Source organism: Geomicrobium sp. JCM 19055 (assembly GCF_000698185.1).
Classification (GTDB): domain Bacteria; phylum Bacillota; class Bacilli; order Bacillales; family Marinococcaceae; genus Geomicrobium_A; species Geomicrobium_A sediminis.
This window is the reverse complement of record NZ_BAXL01000013.1, coordinates 47740-73632: the sequence shown is the minus strand read 5'-3', so window position 1 is coordinate 73632 and position 25893 is coordinate 47740. Positions and strand designations below refer to the sequence as shown.

General features: G+C 36.0%; 19 protein-coding genes and 6 pseudogenes. 13 read left to right on the top strand and 12 right to left on the bottom strand.

The features are described 5' to 3' along the window. Positions 1-968: 968 nt before the first annotated feature. The 4 genes and pseudogenes from JCM19055_RS12455 to JCM19055_RS12440 all read right to left on the bottom strand — a co-directional run bounded on the left by JCM19055_RS12455 (position 969) and on the right by JCM19055_RS12440 (position 6087). On the bottom strand, positions 969-2081 hold the full coding sequence (locus JCM19055_RS12455; RefSeq protein ID WP_042359954.1) for a hypothetical protein: 1113 nt from the start codon (positions 2079-2081) through the stop codon (positions 969-971). A gap of 1312 nt (positions 2082-3393) precedes the next feature. After that, on the bottom strand, positions 3394-4494 hold the full coding sequence (locus tag JCM19055_RS12450) for a hypothetical protein (RefSeq protein ID WP_152549871.1): 1101 nt from the start codon (positions 4492-4494) through the stop codon (positions 3394-3396). An 88-nt stretch (positions 4495-4582) separates the two neighbouring features. Then, positions 4583-4816, bottom strand: a complete 234-nt coding sequence (locus JCM19055_RS12445) for a hypothetical protein (protein WP_042359952.1) — start codon at positions 4814-4816, stop codon at positions 4583-4585. A gap of 366 nt (positions 4817-5182) precedes the next feature. After that, positions 5183-6087 (bottom strand): annotated as a pseudogene (locus JCM19055_RS12440) (manganese catalase family protein). A 502-nt stretch (positions 6088-6589) separates the two neighbouring features. On the opposite strand from JCM19055_RS12440, the pseudogene JCM19055_RS12435 reads away from it, so the two are divergent. The 8 genes and pseudogenes from JCM19055_RS12435 (at position 6590) to JCM19055_RS12420 (ending at position 12297) form a co-directional block, all read left to right on the top strand. Beyond that, a pseudogene (locus JCM19055_RS12435) lies at positions 6590-8114 on the top strand (BCCT family transporter). Between the two features lie 626 nt (positions 8115-8740). Continuing rightward, entirely contained in the window at positions 8741-9022 is a 282-nt protein-coding gene (locus JCM19055_RS31775) for a transposase (protein ID WP_370543121.1), read from the top strand. A 207-nt stretch (positions 9023-9229) separates the two neighbouring features. Next, entirely contained in the window at positions 9230-9340 is a 111-nt protein-coding gene (locus tag JCM19055_RS31770; protein ID WP_370543111.1) for a zinc ribbon domain-containing protein, read from the top strand. A 10-nt stretch (positions 9341-9350) separates the two neighbouring features. Continuing rightward, a pseudogene (locus JCM19055_RS31765) lies at positions 9351-9437 on the top strand (zinc ribbon domain-containing protein); the annotation flags it as partial. Between the two features lie 857 nt (positions 9438-10294). After that, a complete protein-coding gene (locus JCM19055_RS27405) occupies positions 10295-10465 on the top strand; it encodes a hypothetical protein (RefSeq protein WP_193745417.1) in 171 nt (56 codons plus the stop codon). Between the two features lie 352 nt (positions 10466-10817). Continuing rightward, positions 10818-11111, top strand: coding sequence for a hypothetical protein (locus JCM19055_RS12425; RefSeq protein WP_042359951.1), 294 nt, complete (start codon positions 10818-10820; stop codon positions 11109-11111). Between the two features lie 55 nt (positions 11112-11166). Then, a complete protein-coding gene (locus JCM19055_RS26470) occupies positions 11167-11307 on the top strand; it encodes a lmo0937 family membrane protein (protein ID WP_152549870.1) in 141 nt (46 codons plus the stop codon). Positions 11308-11475: 168 nt separating this feature from the next. After that, entirely contained in the window at positions 11476-12297 is an 822-nt protein-coding gene (locus JCM19055_RS12420) for an STAS domain-containing protein (protein WP_042359950.1), read from the top strand. 226 nt (positions 12298-12523) lie between these two features. On the opposite strand, the pseudogene JCM19055_RS12415 reads toward JCM19055_RS12420, so the two are convergent. Beyond that, positions 12524-13474, bottom strand: a pseudogene (locus tag JCM19055_RS12415) (IS30 family transposase). 1789 nt (positions 13475-15263) lie between these two features. On the opposite strand from JCM19055_RS12415, the pseudogene JCM19055_RS12410 reads away from it, so the two are divergent. Continuing rightward, a pseudogene (locus JCM19055_RS12410) lies at positions 15264-15777 on the top strand (DUF3231 family protein). Positions 15778-15874: 97 nt separating this feature from the next. Beyond that, a pseudogene (locus JCM19055_RS12405) lies at positions 15875-16733 on the top strand (manganese catalase family protein). 375 nt (positions 16734-17108) lie between these two features. Here JCM19055_RS12405 and JCM19055_RS12400 read toward each other — a convergent pair. The 6 genes from JCM19055_RS12400 to JCM19055_RS12375 form a co-directional block, all read right to left on the bottom strand. After that, positions 17109-17645, bottom strand: a complete 537-nt coding sequence (locus JCM19055_RS12400) for a hypothetical protein (RefSeq protein WP_042359949.1) — start codon at positions 17643-17645, stop codon at positions 17109-17111. Positions 17646-17835: 190 nt separating this feature from the next. Further along, positions 17836-18153, bottom strand: coding sequence for a hypothetical protein (locus tag JCM19055_RS12395; protein WP_042359948.1), 318 nt, complete (start codon positions 18151-18153; stop codon positions 17836-17838). A gap of 330 nt (positions 18154-18483) precedes the next feature. Continuing rightward, positions 18484-19161: a hypothetical protein gene (locus JCM19055_RS12385; protein ID WP_042359946.1), complete on the bottom strand. Its 678-nt coding sequence runs from the start codon at positions 19159-19161 to the stop codon at positions 18484-18486. Further along, positions 19094-19465 carry a hypothetical protein gene (locus tag JCM19055_RS26465; protein WP_152549868.1) on the bottom strand — a complete coding sequence of 124 codons (372 nt, stop codon included), beginning with the start codon at positions 19463-19465 and terminating at the stop codon, positions 19094-19096. Before JCM19055_RS26465 ends, JCM19055_RS12385 begins: the two co-directional genes overlap by 68 nt. Beyond that, positions 19465-20064, bottom strand: coding sequence for a hypothetical protein (locus JCM19055_RS12380; RefSeq protein ID WP_042359945.1), 600 nt, complete (start codon positions 20062-20064; stop codon positions 19465-19467). Before JCM19055_RS12380 ends, JCM19055_RS26465 begins: the two co-directional genes overlap by 1 nt. Continuing rightward, positions 20057-20410, bottom strand: coding sequence for a hypothetical protein (locus JCM19055_RS12375; RefSeq protein WP_042359944.1), 354 nt, complete (start codon positions 20408-20410; stop codon positions 20057-20059). Before JCM19055_RS12375 ends, JCM19055_RS12380 begins: the two co-directional genes overlap by 8 nt. 1949 nt (positions 20411-22359) lie before the next feature. Between JCM19055_RS12375 and JCM19055_RS12370 the strand changes: the two genes are divergently transcribed. Genes JCM19055_RS12370 through JCM19055_RS12360 form a run of 3 tightly spaced genes read left to right on the top strand, consistent with a single transcriptional unit; the run spans position 22360 to position 23337 of the window. Beyond that, positions 22360-22689, top strand: a complete 330-nt coding sequence (locus tag JCM19055_RS12370; RefSeq protein WP_042359943.1) for a hypothetical protein — start codon at positions 22360-22362, stop codon at positions 22687-22689. Next, positions 22652-23032, top strand: a complete 381-nt coding sequence (locus JCM19055_RS12365) for a hypothetical protein (protein ID WP_152549867.1) — start codon at positions 22652-22654, stop codon at positions 23030-23032. Before JCM19055_RS12370 ends, JCM19055_RS12365 begins: the two co-directional genes overlap by 38 nt. Positions 23033-23046: 14 nt before the next feature. Next, entirely contained in the window at positions 23047-23337 is a 291-nt protein-coding gene (locus JCM19055_RS12360) for a hypothetical protein (protein WP_265182097.1), read from the top strand. Between the two features lie 681 nt (positions 23338-24018). On the opposite strand, the gene JCM19055_RS12355 is transcribed toward JCM19055_RS12360, so the two are convergent. After that, the gene (locus JCM19055_RS12355; protein WP_042359941.1) at positions 24019-24672 is read right to left on the bottom strand and encodes a hypothetical protein; all 654 of its coding nucleotides are present in this window, start codon (positions 24670-24672) and stop codon (positions 24019-24021) included. Positions 24673-25893 lie beyond the last annotated feature (1221 nt).

Here is a 25893-nt window from a genome sequence, read left to right as displayed (position 1 = left end):
CTGTGGTTGATGCCATAATGTAACGATTAACAGGAATCATTGATTGGTGGTAGTTATATTAATGTCGTAGCTTTTCTTTTAACAAACAAAGAACTCTAGAAGGCTATATGAACATTTAAGTACCTCTTTTGAATGGTTTGAAAATAATACGATGCATCAAATGATTTTGGAATAAGGATAAGATGATCATGCGAGAAGAATTCAATGATACAATTAAAGATTGTCGAGGATCATTCAAGCTTGGTTTTAAGAAGTTTTAATTAGCATATGATAAAGTTAAAAAAATTTGTGGTCATTATAAGTAGTTCGATACGTTTGATATAACAACTAATACATTCATTAATCATAAATTAAATAGAAATTACTACAAAGATTAATTCAATAGTTATAACAGTAATTATAACAGAGATTAGTAAATTAAAAAAACTCTCGTAACCATTGATATAACTGGGTTATAAGCTTTAGCTTCTCATGAAAAATATGATTGTTTATGAAAAAAAACTTTTTAGGGATGAAATTTTTCTTCTTCCTAAAGTTTTTTTTATACCTTTATTTATAAAGAATATTTGTGAATGATTTTTCTTAGATTGAGTATGAAATAATTATGATTATTGATTAATTAATTCTATTGAGCATGAAAAAATCTTTTTGTGGATAATTTCCTATAATTTCAAGGTATTAAAACGTACACTAAACTTCAATATTAGTAGAAAATACAACTGTATATGGTTTTTTTTCATCATGTGAATAAAAAAATGGTCATCTCATCGTCTTAAATTGTGATTGACTCGTAGTTATACACAGCGCGATCGACAATGGTTATGCTTACTAGTAGAGAATTTCACTAATTGATCCATTGAATGTAATGGATTGTTGAAGGATAGAAGGCATAAAGAATCACCAATGCACGACAAATAAGCCTACTAATCGTAGGCAAAAATGCAGTATTTGATTATAGGTGGTTATATTTACGCAATAAGTGATTGTGATCGTAATATGCGAATTTGTGTACGAATATAGCCACCAGGGTTAACGATGGAAACACCTTTTCCAATCGCTTGATCCATGATGTTCAGTGCTTTTGAAACTTCATATGGTGAGTATTCAAAACAAAAATGCACATATGTATTGATTTCTTGCTCCGTGGCTTTGTAATGTTGCATTTGCTTTTCTAGAACCTTTGACAATCCACTCTTGAAGTCTTTTTCACGTTGCACCTTGACTTTCTGGCCATCAAAATCTTCATTAACCGAAACATATACATGTCCATTAATGTAAGAGGTATCGAATGCAGAAGTCTCCGTTTGAGTAATTTCAGTAAGCTTTCGATGGAAATGAGTGTATTTTGGTAGCATTAATTTTAAGTCATGCTTAGTTATTCGAGACGGTTCAATAGGTTGAGTAGGGTTGTAGCGTTCTTGAGCTTTGGCGTTATCAGTCACAAGGTAATAACGAATGTGCGTTCTTAATGAATTTACATTCAACTCCACTAATTCTTTAAAACCGATCCAAGGCATCCAAAAATATCCCCCTTCTTTATGGTAATTTTGGTAATTTGGAAGGAGAACATTAATATGTCCTTTGCCACAGTTTGATAAAGTGATTAAGCCTAATTCAGATAGGCGCTTATTACTATATTCAACCGTTTTAGTTGTACATTTAAGTTTAGCCGCAACTTCTTTTACATTCACTTTTTCAACAATACCATCTTTGCCCATTTGATGTACAGGTAAGAAATGATAGATAAGGTATGTTAGGATGGCGTATTTCGGTAAACGGACGTGACCTTTTATCAAATCTGCAGAATCAACTTCTTTCTCTGCAAATGCTGCCTTATATTGATTCATGTTGCGGTTGTTCTTAAGCTGTTGTTGGATACGTTTCATCTCTGCTTGTAGTCGATCTTCAGACACACGTAGCTTGGATTCGTTGCTTACACTAGTGGTTTTAGATATAGATGCCCCAGAAAACTCAAAAACATTCGTATTGTTCTTATGAGAAGAATGGACATACGTCTCCACCTTGTCATAGAAGTTACGTAAAACTCCTTTACCAATCTTTCCTAGTTCGCGTACTTGCATTTATATCACCACCATAGTTTGTCTGAAAGTAGGGTTGTTTCTGGTTTATAGTCAAATATTGAAATTAGTATAGCAAGATCTTCTAAATGAGTAAAAAGTACGCAAAACTTCGCCCAAGTTCCTGTAACCCTTGAAATATCAACGTTTGAAAAAGTACGCAAAACTTCGCCCAAGTTAAGGAACCCTTCTATAATAGGGTTTTCAAAGGTATGCATATTTGGAATTCACGATTTTAGCTCAAAAAAAGTACGCAAAACTTCGCCCAAGCTGCTAAAAAGTACGCAGAATATCGCCCAAGTTCAAAAAAGTACGCAAAACTTCGCCCAAGCTGTTAAAAAGTACGCAGAATATCGTCCAAGTGAAAAAAAAAGTACGCAAAACTTCGCCCAAGTTTTGAAAAAAAAATTTCGTTTTTAAGTAGATTTATAGAAAAATGAGTGTTTTTGCTAAAAAGTACGCAGAATATCGCCCAAGGTGAAAAAAAAGTACGCAAAACTTCGCCCAAGTTCAAAAAAGTACGCAAAACTTCGCCCAAGTTAATGCTTATGTATAATAACTTTTGTATAAGATTAAGTGGAATTAATAATTGAGGTTAATGAGGTAATCGTTTGCTTCTTTTTATAAGAAAGAGATACTAGGGTTCAGCCAACTTATTTAGGAAGATCGATAATATGAAAAAACCTTGGTTGGCTGGATTATTGTCACTTATTTATGTGGTAATCAATACACGTTAATTTAATGATGAAATGGCTGAGGAATTGACTGAGGAATTGTTGATAAGGTATTCAATACTATGATTTATATAAAAACAAACGAATAACACTTAATTTCTTGCATTTCTTAATGTTTATGCTGTAACTTCAGATCAAGGCGAGGGGAGCATACATAAACTTTAGTTTTTTTGAAGTAAATCTTGATGATTCAGAAACTGTCGATTTCATTCTATCTCAGATATCTGAAGAATTGGTGTCGTCACAGTTAAGCAAAGTGAGGTCGACGCTTTTTAGTATCGGATCAACAGTTAGAGTTATTTACCACTATGATAAAGCTTTTTTCAACTAGAAGATGTAATGTCTAACGACCTTGAAGGTGAGAATGACAATAAATAATTTAAAAATGCGCAAGACAGGCTAAAAACCTGCTTACGCATTTTAAAGTGTAGTTACTGTACATTCACTATAACCCAGACACGATAGCTGTCACAGCTGATTTAAAGATAATGACCATTAAGTTTCACAGTTTCAAAAGCCCCTTAATTAGTGTATAAAAGTCAAATCAGTTTTGCTTTAAGTGTGAGTAGAATAAGAGGACTCTATTGTAACTTAATTGGTCCTAGATCAGCCAACTCCATATCAGTGATTGGTAAGAATTTCACGTAAAATACATCTTGTACTCTTCTGTAATCTTTAATACAGATATTGTTCCCAATAATCTCTTGTAAAGCCATTTCAATTATGCCCATATTTGTTTCTTGATTTCGCGTGTTAAATGTAATTCTCCGATTAAAGAAACCATAGTCATATTGTTGCTCTTCGTCTAAAGCAATACTCTCTTGACTGTATTCAGCGAAACGCTCTTTTTGTAGGATAAATACAATGCTTCTTGAGACATTGTTTGATAAACCCTGAAGCATTTCACTATATATTTTAGTTGTTTGTCGTTCTACGAATTGTTGATGAACGTAGCTGTTGATCGTAATCTCTGCTATTTCGGTGCTATCTTCATCATAATACTCTACTTTGTCTAGGAATCCGAATACAGCTGTTTCTTTACCTTCTTGGACCAAACGAAAAGTTAAAGAACGAAGTTTTGCTAAACGGTTTCTCATGTTTTGATAATATCTGCTGCTTTTACGTTGGCCATGAACGTCTCGAACTAGTTCACCAAGTTTCACTGTAATGATTCTTGTTTTGAGGAAGTTTGTTGAACGGTGGTTGATGATTGCACCGAAGACCTCTCGATCTATCGGGTCCATGGCACGTTGGACGTCAAGTTCTAATGAACCTTGAGAACCGAACAAAATTTGAAAAGATTCATTTTGTTCAAAGTCTCTCTCACTAAGCAATTCCAGTTGTTCACCACCTTGATCAACTAATGTTTGTGATCGTTTATAAGTAATTTTTTTTGGGGTACTTACTGGATTTGTAATATAAGCATCTGGCTCTTCTGAGATAAGCCCTTTTATTCCTCCTGGATATGAGGTTAAGATTTCTGTTATTTCAACGATTAGATCTGATTCAAGTACAGCCTTTACTTGATAATCATGCTTTTCACGAATGTACCTGTAGTCAGACATTTTTTTAGAAGGATCTTTAGCCCAAGCTTCAATCTCTTCCAAAATTTTCATGGTCGCTTCTTCAACAGTTAATGAGTGAAATTGTTTCTTAAATTCATTACTACCAAACCGTTGCATGTATAAGTTCATATTATCTATATCTGCTAGAATTTCAGTTCGTTTCTTAGTAGGGTTTTTAATTTGATTTCTAAGTGACGTTAACCACCTACGTTTCTTTTTTTTGTCGGCTGTTATTAATCACTTTTGATTTTAAATCTTTAGCGTATTTGTCAGTCATGGAGGGATTTTGATGGACAGTAAAGTTTTCTTGGATAATTCTCTCGATATAAGTGGTCAGAGACACATGATGATATTCATGGAAAAGAGCAATGAAATCTTCTCCTAATTGATGAGGTATCGTCTCTTTAATAAATTTTTCTGGAATAATTAGCTCTCCCATTACTTCACCACCTTAAAGGCAATTATATCAAAATTAATTTTTCAAAGATATAATTTATGTACATGTGTACATAAAAGCTAATTAGTATGTGGAATTAGGGGAGGGTTTTAGTGTGTGAAGGGAGCTTACAATATAAAAAGTCTCTTTTCAATGTAATTTATTTAATCATTGAATGAATAAAGAATGATGGAAGTGTCAACGTTAACTTGCTAAGGAATATCAAAACTATAAGGACTTTGAGAAGTGATGAAATTAGAAATAGAAGACGACTTAGAACTGACGAACTTGTTGGAGTTGTCAGCACTAAGTCGTTAAGATTAGTGAATATTCTTATGATTGATACCTTATAACAAATTAATTTTTAAATTACATACCAGCTTCATATTGGAGACGCTTAGACAGCTCTCTAAACTGCTCTTCATCAAACCCTGGCGCATATTCTTCAGGAACATGCTCAAGATCAGGAATCTTTCCGCCTTCTGGTAGTTCATCAACGACTTCTAACTGTCCTTCTGGTCCAATTGGAGCTGGGCCTTTCCAAATTCGATCCAATAAATTATAGTCGTTATCACTAAATCGATAGATTTTTCGATGAATTCCTTTTGCCTCATACTTTTGTGCGTGCTTAAATTTAGAGTTATCTAGATCAGGAACTGGCAACATCTTCATCATATTCACACCAGTTATCTCTTCTAGTGCTTTTGCATATGCAATAGCATGTGTAGAACCACGAACTAATAAATATCCCGTGAGTTCACGAGCAGTCTCATTATCGGTCATTTGATATACTCTCATTTTATGATTCTAGCCCCACACTCTAAATAAAAGTTGTGTAACAAATCATTGACTAAATTACCACTTGAAAATACATTATCTCCACTCCATGGTCTGCCAGTAGAATCAACGGGAAGTGCGTTTTGTCCTCCTGCAATGAAATTGAACTTATTATCGAACCCCATTACCGGTGCAAGTGGCGTATCATCTGGATTTGTACTCCCATTCCCTACAGAACCATCTAAGTTCAAATTAATTGTATTTGCTACAAGCTCCACATGACCAAGTTCTTCTGCAGTTATATTAGCAATAATATCGTAAAATGGTCTTAATTTTTTTTTACTTCTAAAATTAAATGACTGAAAAAGGTAATTGTTTAGCGTCGACATTTCCCCGAACTTACCACCTAATAATTCTTGAATTACACCTGCAGCTTCTGGATCTGGTTTATTCGGTTCTGGAAGATCAATTTGAAGTCGATCAATACGTTTAAACATAAAATACCCCTTTTGAATAATTATTGAAAGCTAAGACTGGCTTTAGTCTGTGGAGCTACAATAGCTCTAGTTCTGGAACAAAAGATTAAATTTCCGATAAAAAAAGTTTGGGGAAGCATTGATAGTTTCTTAAAATCTATTTTATTAGTAATCATTCCTCCTTTAAAAGGCTTTTGAATTTTATACCCATTTATTCTTTCAACAAAACTAAAAATTCAAATTATAGCAAACGTGGAAGAATGATTATTTATTGAAGTGAAAATAGAGTTGAGATTATTACTTTCTCTGAAAACACTAATCAGAAAGTTTATTCTCAGCTTAATTCGGGAAGCGTAAAATGTTTAATCCTCTTATAAAAGGAATTAGGATCAAGAAATACACATGCGCATTGAAGTCTAAGTCATAGAATTTCTATTATATTTTTCCATTAGGATGCAACCCTCATTTAATTTTTTCAAGTAATCAAGATAGGAGATCATTACAGCATGAAAAACAGGTTTCTATAATTGATCATAATATATTTTTACCTTCTTTAATCATCATAATTATAGTGAGTACTTTATTTTCGCTATATACTGTACAATCGATGGAACTTTTAGAAACTGTTTTTAATTCTATAGTCACTTCATTTAAGTGGGGGTATCTTTGGTACGCCTTGCTAATCATTGTAGCTGCTCTCTATATGTCATTTTCAAAATACGGTAATGTCGTATTAGGCGATCCATCTGATAAACCTAGGTTTACCTTGTTTGAATATGCATCCATACTTATTGCAATGGGGGTCGGGGCTACATTAATGCGTACTGGCCTAGTTCAATGGAGCGAGGTAGCAATCGACCCTCCATTTGGATTAGAAACAGGTTCCTCAGAGGCCATACTAGCAGGTAACTCATACAGCATGTTTTTATGGAGTTTTCAAACGTTTGCTGTTTTCGTGATGGTTGCTCCAGCTATGGGATATATTTTACATGTTCGAAAAAAGTCAAAGATGCGTATTTCTGAGGTTTGTCGCGTAATTTTTGGGGATCGTTTTACTGATGGAATTGGCGGGAAATTGTTAGATATTTTATTTATGGTAAGTATTTTAGCAGGAGCAGCAGTAACTTTAGGACTTGGAACTCCCATTGTCACCTATAATTTAGCGGCCTTGTTAAATATTGACGTGACGTTTTGGTTTACTATGATCGTTACATTGGTATGGGTTACTATCTTTACGATTAGTGCTTACGTAGGGATTGAAAAAGGTATTAAGAAATTAAGTACTTTAAATATGTACTTAGCAGGCTTGTTTGCGTTATTCATATTAATCATAGGACCCGGTGTGTTTATTTTGAATTTCTTTACTGATTCTGTACGATACTTAGTATCGAATTACTTTAATTTCTCACTGTATACCAATTCACTCAATCCGGAAAGTGGAACACACATTGAAAGTCATACTGTATTCTGGTTTGCTTACAATGCTACGTGGGCAATGCTACATGGCGTGTTTGCTGCTGTAGTTTCGCAAGGTAGGACAATTAAAGAGATGATCTTAACTTACCTTTTAGCACCTACATTACTTGCTTGGATCGCTACTGGTATTCTTGGAGGACTTAGCGTCCACAGCTATGTAAGTGGTGAGGTTCCCGTCTTAGATATTGTTCAGTCCGAAGGGTTAGAAGCAGCAATCCCAGAAGTCCTATTATCACTACCAATCTCCTCTGTAGTTCTTATTGTCTTTGTCATCATAGCTACAATTTTTTTTAGCAACAACATTAGATTCTACCACTTATACGATTGCATCTTATACGACGAATAAAGATATGAGTAAACAAGCACCACCAAAAAATGTGCGAGTGATTGTAGCAGCTGTTATTACTGTTCTTGCATTATCGTTAATGAATATTGGTGGTTTAGCTCCATTAGAAGTTCTCTCTGGACTAATGGGTATCCCAATAATTATTATTCAATTTCTGACGATCTTTGCGGCGAAGAAAATGATGGATGAAGATCAAGCATGGCAGTTCAACATAAGGAAAAAATAGTGGAAAGTAAGAAAGTCTTGTAAAAGGGTTTCAGTGACAACAAATTTAATAAAAATTTCAATTATCTAATCGGTTAGTGAGTAGAGCGTGTGTTAAATCACGCTCTTTTTGTCAAAAGCAATTACCTCCATAAGAGTAATTGACTTTTATAGATTTTATTTTCTTATCCATAACTATGTATCAAAATATATGTAAACAATAATATCAGAAAATTATTGTTATTTTCTAAAATATAAAAGTACAATGGTGATTTTTTTCATTATGGTAAATTTTACTTTAGTTATTATATTGCTAACGATGATGCACCAGTCGTGAGAAAATTAATTGATGCTGGTCGTTTGTCTACAACCGGTTCCGTTCGACCTGACAACAATCATATAAAGAAACGGGCAAAGGACTGATTTACACAACGTGTGCGAATCAGTTACCGAAACTCAAAGACAAGTATCTTTTTCTGAACGACGTTGACAGTAGCGCCTTGCAAAAGTCGGTGCGGTCGCTTGCCAATGCGTATTACCGATTCTTCAAAAAGCAAGGAAAGTACCCACGGTTCAAGAGTAAGCGAAACACTGTAAGTTACAAACACAGTCACGTGCAACCGAATTAAGCTACCTAAACTCGACTTGGTGAAGATTCGAGGGAGCCGCCACATTCAAGGAAGGATCGTTGCGGCCACAATTACTCGCAAAGCCAACGGTCGCTTTTACGTAGCTTTAAAAGTCGAAGCCGATGTGCAACCGTTGCCAACCACCGGTCAAGCCATCGGTGTAGACCTTGGCATAACCGACTTCGCCATTCTTTCGAGTGGACTAAAGATCGACAACAATCGCTTTACAAAGGCGATGCGACAAAAGCTCACTCATGAGCAACGCATTATCTCGTCGAGCCAAAGGAGCGAAGCGCCTTAAAACTCCTTTGCATATGGCGAAAAACTCTCAAAAGCAAAAGCGAATCGTCGCCCGGCTCCATGAGAAAGTATCTCATCAATGAAATGAATTTTTACATAAGTTATCCACTGATTTCATCAAATACCACGATGTGATCGTTGTGGAAGAACTCCATGCTAAAGGAATGCTTCGTAACCGTAAATTAGCTTCATCGATAAGTTACGTCTCTTGGTTAACTTTTTATCACAGCTCAAGTACAAAGCGAACTGGTACGGAAAAGCGATCGTTAAAGTAGACCACTGGTTCCCGTCCTCTCAGATCTGTTCTAGTCTGTTCTAGCTGTGGCCGTCGCGATAGCAAAAAGAGATTAACGGTCCGTGAGTGGTCTTGCCCTAAATGCCATGCCTATCACGACAGAGATATCAGCGGCTGTTAACATCCTCCAAGAAGGACTCAGAACGGCAGGAGCTTTGGGAATCGCTTAGATATGAACGAAACCCGCTGTCGAGTATCCATCATGCTCGTTCAAGGTTTGTGCTTCTATGGAGATAATCTTCTTCATTAGTAGCTTCTGCTTTTGGAGTAGGATAATTAACAGATGATATTATATAATTCGAATACTAAGGTTGGGTCAAAACCCTTTTTAATAATTAATGATTCATGTCAAATAAGATACTTGGATAGTACATTCACCATAAAAAAAAGTAGAAAAATCTCTAACAACATATTAAATTTATATCATCTCTATCCCTATGCACTAACCATTACCGATTTTTTTATTGCAAGATGATTTCCCACAAAAATAGACCTTCGTTGGTCTATTGTGGGAATTTATAGCAACCTTTATAAATATATAATGTATGAACAGAAGAATTGTTTTTCTTGATTTTAGGTAGACTAGAAAAAAAGCCATTTTAGATAATGATTTTAACTTGGTGTTATGTTTCTACGAGGATAGTTAGTTAGATTCATTAAAGCTAGATGTGTCGTTTATTATGGAAAGTATTACAAAAAACAAATTAGAGGCTGGAAAAAAGTATTTTGAGAATAAGAAAACCGCACTTATTTATTACTCTACAGTTAGAATAAGTGCGGTTTTTTTCTATTATAAGACTTTAAAAGCTGTAATATTTAACTTTAATGTTGGTAACTTTAGTTCTTCCTAGCTTCTTACTGTGACAAACAGTGGATAATACAATTAGAAGTTTTATTAGGGAATAGACTTCTGTTTTGTTTTTGTTTAGTAATTAAAATTTTAAGATTTTGGTTTATTGTGTTTAAGGCTAATTTTACATGGGTACTAATAAAATAATTAAAAATTATTTAATAGTGAGGAGAGGTTATAAAATGGGTAAAAGAGGAGAAGAGCGTTCACAGGAACAAAATAAAGAATATGGTCGTCAAGGAAAGTACGCAAAAGGAAATCAATCAGAAGAGAAAGATAAAAGTAACAAAGACTCTTAAGCCTTTATTAAGAGAGGAGATAATAATAATGCCCAGGGTGAAATTCACAGTTGGAAAGAAGAACCTATTTTAGACTTTTATAAAAGTTATGATGAAGTTTCTCAAACCGTTAGCTCTTTAGACGATACTCTATCAAACAATAGCTTTGTTTCTTACACAGATTCTAACAATACACAGGTGTTAGTTCGCTCCGACAACATTACGCATATTCATGTATGTGAAAATTAACAATGAGATTAGTTTTCAAGTAAAAATATAAGATTTCTTATTGTAATATATCACCAGAAATTACAATAGACTTAATATTGAATTAAATAGTCTAAAACTTATTTTATTCTAAAGGAGCTTTACGTTGAGTAAACCTATATTTAACGACTATAAAGACGAGAATTTAGCATTAGAAGCTGTTCAGAAAATGAAAGCTAAGTACTCGTCTACGTGTATTTATGTTATTAATCCTCAACCTCTAGATTATCAGAAAATGGGTAGTGAAGAATACGGTCTTCCAGAGAAAAATGTTAATTATGGTAAGAGTCAGCACGAATTTCAGTCTAGGTTAATAGAGTGTGGATTTAAGGCTCAAGAAGTAACTCAAATGGAGAGAGAAATTGAGCCTGGAACTATATTAGTTATTGTATGTGCATAGTTACGTTAAAAAGGATTTGATCAATAGAGCAGTACAAAGGAGTAAGAGTTGATATATGTTTTGGACCGTTATTATTCTTCTCTTGATTTTATGGATACTAGGATTTCTGGGAGAGGTGGGTGGAGGGTTTGTACACACTCTGCTTGGCATAGCACTAATTTTATTTGTTATTCAGGTTATAATACGCAAAAGATAACATCTAAATTAATAGATCTCGAAAAAAGACAATCAATAGTTTAATTATAACTATTGATTGTCTTTTTAAGTATAGCAACACCACGTTGTTTAATAAAGTAGTTTATTGCTTATAGAGATGGGGTAAGAAGTTACGAAAACTGTATATAGAGAGAGGGTTTAATTAACTATGCACAATGAAATGATAAACTTATCCAATATTATATTTCATAATGGTGACGATCTAACGCTACGACTACTCGAAAAGGCTAAAGTTGAAATCGATGATAATACTTTCTTTGATAAAGATGACTTTATTAAGCATCACTATAAGCTGTTAGAACACCTTATAAAAAAAATAAAGTTTGAGCTTATAAAATCCACAGGAAAAAGTAGTGAATTAAACCTAGATTATGACCCAAAAAATCAAATTGCAGATATGGATGTACCATTAAGTTTTATGGTAGAGTTGCTGATTAGCTATCGTTCAGAACTTTTACATTACATACAAGAGAAGTCCTATGGCAATAATGTCTCTACTAAGACATGCCAAATACTTATGCATAAAACAATTCAAATATTTGATCAAGCTGTTATAGATTCTATAGATAATTATGACAGTAAGAATCAAGGGGCTCTTGCTACTATGAAGAAAGAAATTGTTAAGGTATCTACACCTCTGGTACCGGTGGGAGAGAACGTTTCTGTTCTTCCCTTAATTGGAGAGATAACAGAAGATCACACAGTGAATATTTATGATCATGTTATTCCAGCTATTAAAGAGCAGTCAATACCAATAGTAATTCTTGATTTTTCAGGTGTATATCGCCTTAATAATGAGGTAATAAAGCGATGCTTCGACATTGCCAAGTTACTAGAGTTGTTAGGAATTGAGCCAATTATTACTGGCATTAGACCTGACTTATCACAAATGGCTGTTCAAGCGGGCTTTAGTATAAAATCGTATCAAATATATCGAAATGTGAATGAAGCACTTAAAGTCATTGCTTGATTTCTGAATATGTTTATTGTTTGTCAGTTTTATGGGGTTTGCCTTTCACTTGATTTTCCAGTAGTCTAATCTTGGTATATTTATATGGTGGCTGGTATGTTTTACTATTATCGACGTATTAAGAAAATATGTTATAAGTGCTATAATTAAGGTGTGTCATTTGCTCGCAATGGTCGAGCGATTACCCCGTTACCTAACCGGACGGGGTTTTTTATATGACGGTTTGTCAATCTAAGTGCAACAGTTCATGTTGAAAAGCCTCGTGCGCCGTTTTCCAATTTAAACATTTGCGTGGGCGTCCATTAATTAAACGAAGGGCATTCTCCATTTCTCCCTCAGATACAAGACTTAAATCATATGCTTTCGGAAAGAACTCGCGCAGAAGGCCATTGGCATTCTCATTACTCCCACGTTGCCAAGACGAGTAAGCATCTGCGAAATAAATGCGTAGAGCTTGCATACGTTACTGCCGTCCGGAGCTCTGAAAACAGCGACCGTGGATCGAGGAAAAGAATTTGCGTGCTATTCAAGGATCGAAACCGATCTCCCACTTTAATCGCTGACTCCATAGAAGCTGCCGTACGATTCGGCATCTTAAAGATGATATACCAACGTGTCTTGCGCTCAATAAACGTAGCCATACAACCTTTACTTTTTCCGCGGCTCGAGACGACCGTATCGAGTTCCCAATGACCAAATGTTTCACGTTTTCGAATGTCTTTCGGTCGCTTTTGAATGGTCGTACCGATGTTAAAGCGCCCACGTGTTTCTTTCGGTTTCTGACGTTTCCCTTTGTGGCGCAGGACGCGAATATTACGTTCGAGAAACCCTTGATAAAGCCATCTGTACAAGGTCTTGAAAGATAACGTTTTAAAAAAAATAGACGATTTACAATCTGCTCTGGAGACCACGTTTGATCTAGCTTTTCTTGTATAATCCGAGCGAGCTCAGGACTCCACTTCCCATCAGGGCGACAAGCTAGGCGCCGCTTATGAGCGATGTCTTGTGCAATCTCAGAACGGTATTCTTGAGTAACGACAGTATTGCGACGAAGCTCCCTTGATATCGTAGAAGGACTTCTTCTTAGTTCATCGGAGATTTTCCGAATCGAGTATCCTATTTTCTGTAGCGTATCAATACGCGCTCGTTCAAATGTGGTAAGATGTTGATAGCTCATGACAAAGCCTCCGTAGGTGTATTTGTGTGGTTACAATCCATCTTACACAAGGCTGTCATGAGCTGTCTTTATTTTTAGGTGTTGCACTTGATTTTACAATTCGTCATATAAAAAAAGGCGCATTCAGTAGAATGCGCTCAATGAGAGAAGAACTCGTAACCCTTTTTAGGTATTAGATAGTATATTAAATTAATTTATTTTTATACATGGCGGTTTGTCAATCTAAGTGAAACAGCTCTTATTGAAAGTCATTTAGTTTTCAAATTTTAATAATTACGTTGGGGTTATAAAATAATTGGAAAGCATCTTCTACTCCTCTCTCAAATGCTCATTATTTCCGCGTTGCCATGACTAATGAGCATCTGAAAAATAGCTCTGTAGTGGGGATCAGCTTCTATACTGGGATTGCATAAATTCTTTTCATCCATCCACTAGCACTATTTTCTACGCTCCTGGTTATGTAAGCTTTTAAACACAGGTTCCATATAAGCTACAGCACGGTTCTGCAACGAGAACTACCTGTCCCCACTTAATGTCTTTGACATTTAGCATGGGGTCTACAAGAGTCGTTGTTACTTTCCCTAGCTGTCTTAGTTAGTCTGCTTTTTCCAAGATTTTTTGATTCTACTTACTTGCTTTGTATCAAGCGCAAGTCTTCTGCTTTGATGCTTAAGGTAGCAATAGCATCGCGATCGAGCGATACGCAAAAGGGCAGTTGTAAAACTTTGAAGACACAGCCATCTATCAAAATAGATTGAAAATTATAACGTATCTTTGTGTCACATATAAAAACACGCCTCAATTAAAATGAGGCGTGTTCAACCATAATTCCATTACGTAAGGCTGCTAAGAGAGAGGCATTTATAGAATGCCCAAGAGTAAAAGTAACTATACATTAAAAATTAGTGGAGGGATTTGGAGGTGTCTAAGTATCAACGGGAGGATTAGACGTTGCCCTCCACAGTCAAAGTATATGAGTAATAAATATAAATGTGAAAGGCACGCTCGAAAGAACGTGCCTAAGAAATTAATACAGGTCTATGGAAGAACCTTGATAATACGGTTTCCAAGTTAAATTAGCTTATACCGATTAATTGAAATTTTCTTGGCATCAGGAAAAATAACATTTATTTTAAGCGGGAATAATGGTTCGATATTGGCTTTACATGATTAGTATTGAACTGAATTAGATAAAGAAAACACGCCAAGGAGTCAAGGCGTGTCAACTAAATATCATAACCTAGGATTATCTCGTTAGAGACATTTTTAGTATGTGGAATAAGATATTAAATATGCAAATAAAGTACGATTCGTAGTGGGACATGTTAAAAGAGATATAATCACATGCGGATCGGATTAGACAAATAGAAAATGAATGTTCATGAATTAAATTTTTATGAAATAATAATTTTGGCGGAGGGTTCGCAGCATCTAAGTCCCTAAGAGGTGTTAGACGGCACCCTCCAAAATCATTATATGCGATTAAATTATAGATATGAAACAAACACCTCAAATGCGTGTGTCTGAGGGAAGCCTAAGAAAGTTTATGCGTGCATAAAAAAACCAAGTACTACTCTAAAGCTGCTTATGTAGGAACTGTTACCATATAGTCATCGGAAACAGGTGCAAACACTTATTCATACTCCGAAAATTTCACTGATAATTATCGCTAACGGCAATTATCTTTTTGTAGATCATGAGGGGATAATAAAAATTTTTATGGAAACAGTAATGTCGTGTGCAATTATGAAAGGTGGCACAACAAATGGACTTACTTAGGAGGATTAAAATGGGAATAATGAGTGGCAACCCCCAAGATGAACCCATGCACTATGGTGAGGTATTTAGTACGTGGAATTACGTAATGGCAACAAATGGTGCGATTGGTAAATATCAAATGTTAACTAATCACGTCGGCGATGATGATTTGAAAAAGTTACTTCAAGAGTCTGTAGAGAAAGCTCAAGAAGAAGTAAAGAAAGTTGAGGAACTCCTAAAAGAGAATGGAATTGCACTTCCTCCCGCAACACCGGAGCCTCCTAAAGCAGATCTTAATGACATCCCAGCAGGAGCTCGTTTTCAGGATGCTGCAGTTTCTGCAGCGACTACAGCAGAAATGGCTGCAGTTAGTAACTTGCAGTACAATTATTGGACAATCTATTCGTGAAGACATTGCCATGATGTTCGGTCAGTTCCATATGGACAAAGCCGCTTTAGGTGCAAAATTTCTTAAGTTAAATAAGGAAAAAGGTTGGTTAATTCCTCCACCACTTCATCACAGTAAACTACATGATGATGAGTAAAGCTCATTAGTTAGGGTTTTTAGAGAACCAATAAGTCAGATGATTTATTGGTTTTCTCATACTTTTAATCTAAATGTGATATGAAAAGGGGCTTTATATGTTTTATTACAAGGAAGAATTAATTAATATTGTCAAACCAGATAAACCTGATCCTGCAGCAGCAAAAGTTCTTCAAGAAATACTTGGTGGTCATTATGGTGAAATGCGAACAATGATGCAATATTTCTTTCAAAGTTCTAACTTTAGAGGGAAGGAAAAACAATATAAGGATCTACTCAAAGGTGTTTTTCTTGAAGAAATCGCTCATGTGGAACTTGTGCAAAATACAATTAATGCATTACTGGATGAATCGGGTGAAGCCGGTGTTGGAAATCAAGGTTCTAATCAAGCTCCATTAGACAGCGCCTTAAAAGATGCTAATCCCCATCATTATATTATAGGAGCTCAGTCATCGTTGCCTGTAGATGCTTCTGGGAACTTGGAATGGGGAATGCTCATGGGTTTATAATCATGGAAATTTGATTGCAGATCTGTTGGACAATATCGTGCTTGAATCAACTGGAGTTTTGCAAAAAACTCGAATATATGAAATGAGCTCTAACGCAACTTTTAGAGAAACATTGGCTTTTCTTATTGTTCGAGATAATGCTCATCAAAATGCTTTCGCTAAAGCGTTGGAATCACTGGGAGTAGAGTGGGGCAAGATATTTCCAATACCTAATTATGATATTAACAAATATCCTGAATGTAAGAAGTTTATTGATATGGGCTATCATAATACTCAATTTAACTTTAGGCTTGACGAAACTCGTATGGGTGAAATTCTTCAGGGCCTTACACCAAGTCGTAACGGAGGCGAATTTACAGTCAGCTCTCCACCAAATGGCTTTCCTATGCCAGAAATGTCTGAAATGCCTAATGAGCACAGTCCAGGTCTTAAAGATATGAATGAATAAGTATCGTTTATACTGATTCTATGATTTAAAACCTCAGTAAATATTTACTGGGGTTTATTTGTAAGGTGAGTTCAAACCTTTGAAAAAAGCACGCCTCATCAAGGGACGTGTCAAAGCTTATACATTTATGTGGGATTAATGTAATTGTTAAAGGCACGTTCAAAAGAACGTGCCCGCAGAGTTAATACAGGTTCATGGATGAACCTTATTAATATGAAGCCCGGATTGAATTAAAATATAACAATTCATTAAAAATTTATTTACAACAAGCAGGATGAAAAACATATTCTGCTTTATAATGAATTAATAAATAAAACCATCCAAGAAACGTAAGTGATCTTTAGAGAAGCCTCTAAGAAGCTTCTCGTTCATTTTTTAGTAGTAAATTCGTTGATTTACAGAATGATACACAATCACTTCGTTGATTTTGCTCTCTTTCTTATTCAATACATAACGTTGAACGTTTTTGGGATTAAGTTGCTCATGTAAAATTAGTTTGTTTAACGCACTCTGACTAGCCGATAGAAAGACTTTAATCCGATCAAAGCCTTCTTCTTGAATCAACCTTTCAATATCAATTTTTGCCTTACCAGGATTAACTCGAAGCGTCGCATAGTCTGTTGTGATCTTTTTAAAGCCCTGTTCTTCCATCAAAGTTAAGATCTTTAATCGAAAGCCATCATACTGTTGTTGTAGAAGGACTTTCTTTTGGCTAAGTTGGATATATCTTTGAATCAATGCTTCATTTCGTGTGATGTGGTCAAAACTTTTAAAGTAATTATTAAGACGTGCTTTAACGAGCCTTTTTGGGTAGACCTCTAGATGCGGTGTATTCGAGACCAAGTGTGATACATGACGCCCTGTGACCGTTTGATACGCCACATCATCAAAAAGAAGAGCGTAATTGGTCAATCGTAAATTTCGCAAGTCCTTCACGAATGCCTGATCATATTTCTTATAATCACGATTGTGAAACTCTTGAACATAATACTCCCCAGTTTGAAGATAACTCTTACCTGAGATCCGTAATCGCTCAATTAAAATCTTCTTTAAGATTTCTAAATCTCTGGTTATAGTTTTGTATTCAATAAAAATGGAGGCTTCAAAAAAAGCGGGTAATGTCTTGCTTTAAATTATTTTCTGCTTGAAGCTGCTCCTCAAAATTCAAGTACATCGTTTGTAGCGCTGCGTCCTCATTTTCTGATTCTGTTAATGTTCGTTTGAACTTTATTTTAAACTCCGTACTCATTAGATGATGCAAAACGTTGTTGTCCCCGATGAATTTCCGAACACATGCAGGAGTGGGGTAGTCACGCCAACGTATCGCAATCTTGCCATCTTCCTCATCAACCTTTAGCCCTTGTCTCCCAATGTAAGGGAAGTTCTCCAACAACGATAATTTAATGGCTTGTACGTTCATCGAATTACCAAGTCTACGATAAACATATTAATAAATGCTAAAACCGCTAGCACAAGAATCCATAGTTCGTTCGTCGTCAATTTATTTCTCCGTTTCGCAACCTTATTCTTTTTCATAACTTCTCCCTTCCACAATCCCTGTCGCCGAAGCGGCACAAAGGATTTGTGCCGCTTCATTCACCTGAGCGGGAAGGCATTATTTTTTTAACTTTAGAACCGATAAATGTATCTCATCACAGAGTCAACATAGAGGTATTTTCGTTCATTCCTTCGTCTGCTATCTGACCGTTTATATATTTGTTCATTCATATTGTTCACCTGTAGGCAATGGCTAATGCTTCAAGCGTCCTACTTGCTTGTAGTGCCGGATGAGAAGAACGGCCATTAACGTATGCTCATTCTCACTCTGATAATCCTGTAGTAAGCTCTTGATTGAAGCACGAACTTCGATCGCCCATGGCTCCTTCGAGGTTTCGATGTGAAGGTATTCGTGCATCGTTTCACTGTAAATATTTGGAATCTCACTGGATTCAACTTGCGCGTGAATTGCCGACATCATATCAAGGTTTAGAACATGGCTAAGGAGAATTTTGCTGAGTAACAAACGTTTTTGGCCAAGACAGTAGTCATCCCATTCCTTTTCGATTTGGGTAAATTGTTGTTTAAACGCTTCATAATCCACTTTTAAGTGTCGTTTCTCGATCTTTTCTAATTGTTTTGGCGATAACTTTTCAGCTTTGTGAAGTTTTCGCTTCGTGTATTTTTTTCGAACTTCTTCATATGGTTTGTTTGATAAATGGGCCTCTAGATCGTATACATAGCCGCTTTCATTGCATAACCAACACCTAAACACATGCATCTCGGCATTAATGGAGAATTTGTATTTGCGACGGTTGTTCGCATCTCCATGGCAAAACGGACATTTGGCTTCAACTTGTACCTTATATGCTGTACGCGGGTTGATTTCCATGTTGTACTCGTTGACAATCGTCATAATGTCCGGCTGCATGGTCCAACAACACCTCCAAAAATAAAAGATCCGTATCTCGCACGTCTTGATACGCACGAAGAACTGACTGATACGTATGTGACTTGCGATAAAGGGTCAAGGCTTGCTTCACGCAATTACACTGCACGTGTTTCGGGTAGTCACAACAATAGTGAGTGACTAAAATGTCGTCGGTCGATCCAAGGCGCTTAATCTCGACTAAACGAGAAACCGATACGATGTCCTGTTTCTCTGGTGAGATAAGCGCAAACCGTTTGAGTTTAATGACGACACGATCTGAGAGTTCATAGACGGTAGATTCCATTACATCACCGCCCGTGCATTCGTAAGACTCACCAGATGATGTTTGCATTTCACAATATCCGCGAGGAATTGACCATGCAGATGCAATTGATCGAAGAAATCTACCCAGGCATGACTCACAACGCCTCGATGTTCAATGCCTTCCGCATCCGTAAAGACCAATGATCCAAACGTACTGAATTGATCGTACCCTCGGTGTAGTTCAAACTCCTGTAGCACATAGATGGGTGCGTCCGCGTTCTCATTCATGATGCCCCATGATTTCATGCGTTCAATGGCCTGTGCTAATTGTTTGTATGTTAGCGTTTTAACGGTGTTGTCGTGTTGACCGTGTAATTGACGAAACAGCTCTTCTTTGTCGACGCCTTTTTCTAATAGACTCTCGACGAGGGCTTCGTATTCGTTTTGGAATCTCACTTTTTCTTCCGCTTTTTCCAAAATGGCTGCGAGTGTATGCAAGACCGTTGTTTCTTTTTCTTTTGGCAAGAACGTGAACGACGGCACTTGACATAGTTTACTTAACACGTCCTCAGTCACACTCGGTTGCAATGTCATAATGTTTTCAACTAAGTCATGAATTCTCTCCATCGTATTAGGCATAGTGCTCACCGCCTTGAACCGCAAAGCTGTAGGCTTGCTTACTTCCGTTGCGTTCCACCACACCTGAAGGAACCAATAAATCGGTGCGTGAATCATCGGCATACATTGCGGTCATGGCTGAAACAATGTAACGGATACCAGGAATCATCGGTGGCAAAGGTGCGCTTGCGTATACGACTCGCTTGGTCTTCACCGGTTGACCATGCATCCATTCGTCCGTAAATGTTTCGCTGATCGTGCAGCGGGCGACATATCCAGACGGTTCAATGATGATTTGTTCGCGACGACTCCCGACAAGGTGCACATGATGGCTTGTTAAATTGATTAATGAACTTGTGGCTTTCATTTTGTAAAATCTCCTTTGAACGCAAAAAAGCACGACAGCAAGGATCATTTCCTTTTTGTCATGCTTTTTCCGTATGTTTTTAGTGTTTCGTTTTTGTTTTCATGATCGAACAATCTCTTTTTGATTTGCTTTCGCTTGCTCTTCTAAATCTCCCTTAAAATTTGTCCTGATGTATATAAAAAAAGGCAGAACAAAAAAAGACCGTAACGGTTGCTTTTTCATTCTGCCTTTAAATGTTTATTGTTATTTCCAATGAATCGTTCATTTTTTAGTGGTGCGCTATTCGACATAACCGCAGTTAGTGTCGTTTCCATCTCATCCTGCGCCTGAAAGGGGGGATGAAAAGCAAGTTAGGTAAAGATATTTGAATAGTTAAAATAATAACCAATCTTTTATATAAAGTCAACGACTAATAAAGCTTTCTTAATCAATCCTAAACACTCAAGTTAAAGATATTTCGGAAGCATCACTCAATATTGTATTATAATCCGATGCACGTGCCATGTTAACATACCAATATAGAATCAATGATTTTAGTGATTTTTACCAAAATAGGTGATGAAATGAACTTTGTTGAACCGATAGAATTCATAGAGCGAGGTGCTAGTTTCGCTCTTTATTTGATGTTAATCATTGGTTTTTTTTGCGATTCTACGCGTCCTATCAAACAATTTTTTAGGTGGCTTATACCAACGTATTTTCAAAGCAATGACTCAGCTATATAATTCTATAAAAGCTTGGTTCAAGTAAAACTTAACGAGAAGGTTTCTATTTTACTTTCATTTTTATGTAATCAGAGAAACATAAAGGGAGGAAATCAATATCTTAGTGGGAATTGTTTGCTTCCATTTTTAATTAAACGCTCTATGATAAGAACGAATGTTATTACAGGACAATGCACCCCCTTCCTATACAAACTTCTACTCGAATTCGTACAGGACATTTAGGGTAGCTTCAATCTTTCTTTTTCCTATTCCTGATATAGGACTCTTTATACACCTAACTTTACTCAAACAAACACGGTTTTCAGTGAAGAAGGAAAAAGAAAAATATACTCTAAGATGGATTTGTCAGTTGAGAAAAAGATCGCTAAACTTCTTAAATCTAACTTACCTAACAAGTCTTAATACTTTGATAACAGAATTAGCAGGTACAGTATGGTTAAGGGGAAATGTGAAATCAATGGCTACAAGTTACCAGCAACACTTGTGCACTGTCACCATCATCATAGCCCCTTAGTTTAGAGGTAATACCTTTCGGAATCTGAGAATCCTACACAAAGATGTGCATAAGCTTGTGCAATCGACCAATGAAAATACGATTAAGAATCTCATTAATGAATTGGATCTCGAAACGAACCATATTCGAAAGGCTAATAAATTTCGTCTAATAAGTAACTTGGAACTTATAAACATCTAGATTGAAAGATAGGACGCGGTGCGGTGAAAGTCGAACGCACAGTGTGGTGTGGGGGAAAGGTGGAGATTACTTTAGTCATTGCAGGTGATCCAAAGCGACGTAGTGGCGTCATTTAGCTTTATTTCCCATCGTAAAGACGAAACCGCTGAAGTGCTTTGGCGAGCCTAACAGAAGTGTCCGAATGTTGGTGTGAAAAAGCCAAATGAAAATTATTTTGATGTCTCGATTGATTTAACGAATAGCCTATTAGTTTTAATTGAACTTATCGAGCCGTATAAGGAGTTGTACCTTTCTTTTTTTTAAAATCTTCAATTGAAAAATTAGTCTTTAAATCAGTCATAAATATAAGATTTTTAAGAGATTATTATTGCAATTTAAATCTTCTGAAATAACTGTAAATATCATACTTAAGTAGATTTTTACAAGGTTTGTAATGAAAGTTAAGAAAATTGTAAATTGAAAACGGACAAATGATTCTAGTAATATCGGCACCAGACAAATGATTATAAAATCTAGGAAAGGATGATTGGATGAAAAGCATTAAGAAACAAGTCTCAATGGGGGTAACTGCATCTTTAGCTTTACTATTGGGATTAAGCCCTGTTACTCATCAAGCGCAAGCTTACAATGAATTCGAAGAGATTGATACTAGCGAGGTAGAGTTAACCCCAGAAGAAGAAGCGTTAGCTGAAGAGATGTATGATCAATATTTAGCAATTGAAGCCGTCGTAGAAAACCTTGATGATGAACAAGAAGAAATATTCCTTAATGCCTTGTTAGATCCTGAATTTGATTCCTCCCAATTTGATGGAGATGTACTTATTGCAGAAAGTAAAAAAAGACGTAGACACTTTGGATGAAATGTTCACTTCTCTTGGGACTTCGGTTGAATTTTCAGAAGATACCGAATCAGTTAGTATAAATAATAACGGAAATCTCGTTGGTGTCGACGGTGATGGCATTGAAACAATGTCTTTCTGGGGCGGCGTTTGGGATGCGACTAAATGTACAGCAGCGATTGCAGCAGTCTTTATTCCAGGAGCACAAGCATACAGAGCAATTCGCGCTCTTGGCGGAGTTCGTGAAACCGTCCGCTTACTTGCTGGTGCTTCTACAAGAGGTGATTGGTTAAATATTGGTGGGTGGGCAGCAGCAGAAGTTTTAGGTATTGCAGGTGTTGAAGCATATTGCTTTGACAGCTAAAAAGGAGGATTTAAATGAGTACGGATGCTACTACAAAAACTAAGCAAGGTGTTCTAGGTCCAACAAGTCATGCATTCATGTCAGTATTAGTATACGGGATGTTATTTGTTGCCTTAATGGTGGCTACAGGTGGATCGATTACTTTAGACAACCTACTTTTACCGATTGTTGGGATTTATGCAGTCGTAGGTATCACTGAATACGTTACGATGAAGCGAGTTGATAAGGCCCCCCAATGGCTCATCATCGGTTCATTCGGTGTCGGAATTACAATGGCCGTTTTAATGATGGCGATTACCTTGTAAAAGTAAGGGTCCTATTTATTTTAATGATGTAAGAATTGTGAACTAATGAACTGGGAGCAAACGATAACCTTAGTGGGGGTTGTTTGCTCCTTTTTTGTAAAGTGCTTTAGTAGGGAGTGAAACCTCTCTAATATACATATCTGGCGAAAAGGGAGCGGTATGGGATGAATCTATCAAAAAAATTATGCGATTTGAATGATTTAACCGTAGCCTCCAGAGAACATTGCGAAGAGGTTGCCGAAGAGTAAGCGTAAAGGGGTTCACGGGATTGACCGTCTCATTAGGGAATGAAGATGGCTACTCTAAGAGGACTGCGTCCTTTCACAAGCAAATATGCATAGAAGACTATACACGACGGATTTGAAATTTATGAGGTAGCGTTTTGTCACGTGAAACTTGAAAGTTGGCTCTGGGCGTTGCATAAGCGTCTCCTTAGAGAATTAGAAACGAATAACTGTCGCCAAATGAGTTTATTTCATAGTGACCGTATCATCACAAGGAAGAAGTAAAACAATGCAATTGATTATGTCAAAGATCGCTATGGGCTGTCATCTATCATTACGCGTCTTTTTTTAACAAGTGCAGGGCTAGCTCGACAGAGCATTGAAAATTTGTGGGTACTACAAATAAGATTAAGTGAGAACACTTGTCGAAAACCCCACTCCTTTAGGGAGAGAGTTATCAGTTATTTTCTTCATCGTCCACCCAATCATTTAAATATGTGTCAACTGCCTCAGTAAGAGAGTTTGTTTTGGATCGGAACTTGGCGATAATGGAATCGAGTAAATTTAAAAACGAAAACTGTACCGCTTCTGGGTTGCACTCATGTATAAAGCGCAATACTTCTTTTAATTGTTGTCTACGATTATAATCCAGTGTGTCCATAATTCGTTGCTCAATATGACGCTGTAATAGCGGTGTTTCTTGTGAAGCAACACGAATGATTTCCCCTGCAGTAGAAGTAGGTGTCTTTCCTATTGCATAAGCGAATGATTCTAATTGGTTGTAGACATTCTTTTTGAGTCTCATGTTCAATTTTGTTTTGGGATGTGGGACTCGTATAACTTTGCCTGAGAATTCATTTTGTACGGCATGGCCAACAAACATCTTGTTGCCGATCCACAAGTCACGCATCAATTCAGGTGCAAAATATTCGATAACTACATCGCTTTGGAAGCTTTCTTCTAATAATGTCTCAGCAACGGTTTTAATTGGTTGCATCGTAATATAAGAAACTCGATCTAGCGTTTGATACAGAGCAACAGGAATGGTTGGTTTACAATCACGCTTTTTATCGGAACGTTCTTTTCGTGGAGTGTTAATCTTCTCTTTCATGTTAAACCACCTTATCTTTTAGAAATATCTCATGGAATGATTCTCTGGTTCCCAAGTTTTTTTTACTATATGAGATTAGGGCAGAAGGTATGTTTAACATTGCATATTTTTGGTGAGACTATTTAAAAAGTAATGGGAAGGTGGCTGATCAGCATGGGATTAAAAAAAGATAAGAAAAAAAAGCACAACAAGAAGTTAAAGAAATGATTGTTAGAGCTGAAAAACATCATATCTACCTACGTAAGACTGAGAGTAATAAATAGAATTTTCAGTTAAATAATGATTTCAGTACATTTTTAAGTGAAGAAGTCATTACGGTGAGGATTTGTAATTTCAAAAAGAGTTATAAATTCTCATTGATTTAATAAACCATATTGATCAATTACTTCAATTTCATAAAAGGAAATAAACCTGCTCTTTGTTATCAATTCGTATTCTTACGTATTTCAGTGTCGCTAAATATTATGATAATGTGTGAATACATATAATTATAGCTTTCGCACATATCGTATTATTCATTTTAACTCGAAGTATGATGAAATAGACTGTAATTATTGACGTAAGAAATTAGCTTTGATATTATAAAGATGTCGATTTATTCGTAACATTATTAATGTTCAGTGTGTAAATCGGGTAACTAGCAGTATCTCTTCAATCGTTCTAATCTAAATGTCGACTATACATTTAGATTAGGGCGATTTTTCGTTTACTTTGATATTTTTTTTGTTTAACTCTACCATGAGTTTCTAATTATGAAAAAAATGCTATTGGTATCCCTTTGATAAAGATGACTTTATTAAAAGTCATTATGGGGTATTAGAGTGTATTATAAAAAAGATAAAGTTTTAGGTGGAGAATCTTCGGTAACAAGTGATGAAGATAACTTATGCAGGTAAGCTCAGTTGAGTTCAGTTCAGTTCTTTGTTCACAATAGTCGTTCTGTTATCCAGTATCAACTTGTGAAATAGCAAATTAAGGGTAATTGCACAACTGAGAGAAGAGGCTATATAACCATCTTTAGACATTTGATATTATGTTAATTATAATATTTATAAAAAAAGCACGCCCCAAAAAGGACGTGTCAAGGTTGGAAAATATATTTATGCGGGATTTGGAATGGACAGTAATAATGTAACCCATTATTGGGATTATATACATCTTTACATTAAAAAACCTCAATAAAGTGAGATGAATTATTATATCATATCGTATATCTTCTAG

Excerpts from the sequence above, each read along its gene's own strand:
- JCM19055_RS12445 (WP_042359952.1), bottom strand. The coding sequence starts at position 4,816 with ATGGGAGAGCTAATTATTCCAGAAAAATTTATTAAAGAGACGATACCT.
- JCM19055_RS12395 (WP_042359948.1), bottom strand. The coding sequence starts at position 18,153 with ATGAACGTACAAGCCATTAAATTATCGTTGTTGGAGAACTTCCCTTAC.
- JCM19055_RS12360 (WP_265182097.1), top strand. The coding sequence starts at position 23,047 with ATGAGTACGGATGCTACTACAAAAACTAAGCAAGGTGTTCTAGGTCCA.
- JCM19055_RS12355 (WP_042359941.1), bottom strand. The coding sequence starts at position 24,672 with ATGAAAGAGAAGATTAACACTCCACGAAAAGAACGTTCCGATAAAAAG.
- JCM19055_RS27405 (WP_193745417.1), top strand. The coding sequence starts at position 10,295 with ATGGGTACTAATAAAATAATTAAAAATTATTTAATAGTGAGGAGAGGT.
- JCM19055_RS12380 (WP_042359945.1), bottom strand. The coding sequence starts at position 20,064 with ATGCCTAATACGATGGAGAGAATTCATGACTTAGTTGAAAACATTATG.
- JCM19055_RS12370 (WP_042359943.1), top strand. The coding sequence starts at position 22,360 with ATGAAAAGCATTAAGAAACAAGTCTCAATGGGGGTAACTGCATCTTTA.
- JCM19055_RS26470 (WP_152549870.1), top strand. The coding sequence starts at position 11,167 with ATGTTTTGGACCGTTATTATTCTTCTCTTGATTTTATGGATACTAGGA.
- JCM19055_RS12455 (WP_042359954.1), bottom strand. The coding sequence starts at position 2,081 with ATGCAAGTACGCGAACTAGGAAAGATTGGTAAAGGAGTTTTACGTAAC.
- JCM19055_RS12420 (WP_042359950.1), top strand. The coding sequence starts at position 11,476 with ATGCACAATGAAATGATAAACTTATCCAATATTATATTTCATAATGGT.
- JCM19055_RS12385 (WP_042359946.1), bottom strand. The coding sequence starts at position 19,161 with ATGCAGCCGGACATTATGACGATTGTCAACGAGTACAACATGGAAATC.
- JCM19055_RS12450 (WP_152549871.1), bottom strand. The coding sequence starts at position 4,494 with ATGCAACGGTTTGGTAGTAATGAATTTAAGAAACAATTTCACTCATTA.
- JCM19055_RS12375 (WP_042359944.1), bottom strand. The coding sequence starts at position 20,410 with ATGAAAGCCACAAGTTCATTAATCAATTTAACAAGCCATCATGTGCAC.
- JCM19055_RS26465 (WP_152549868.1), bottom strand. The coding sequence starts at position 19,465 with ATGGAATCTACCGTCTATGAACTCTCAGATCGTGTCGTCATTAAACTC.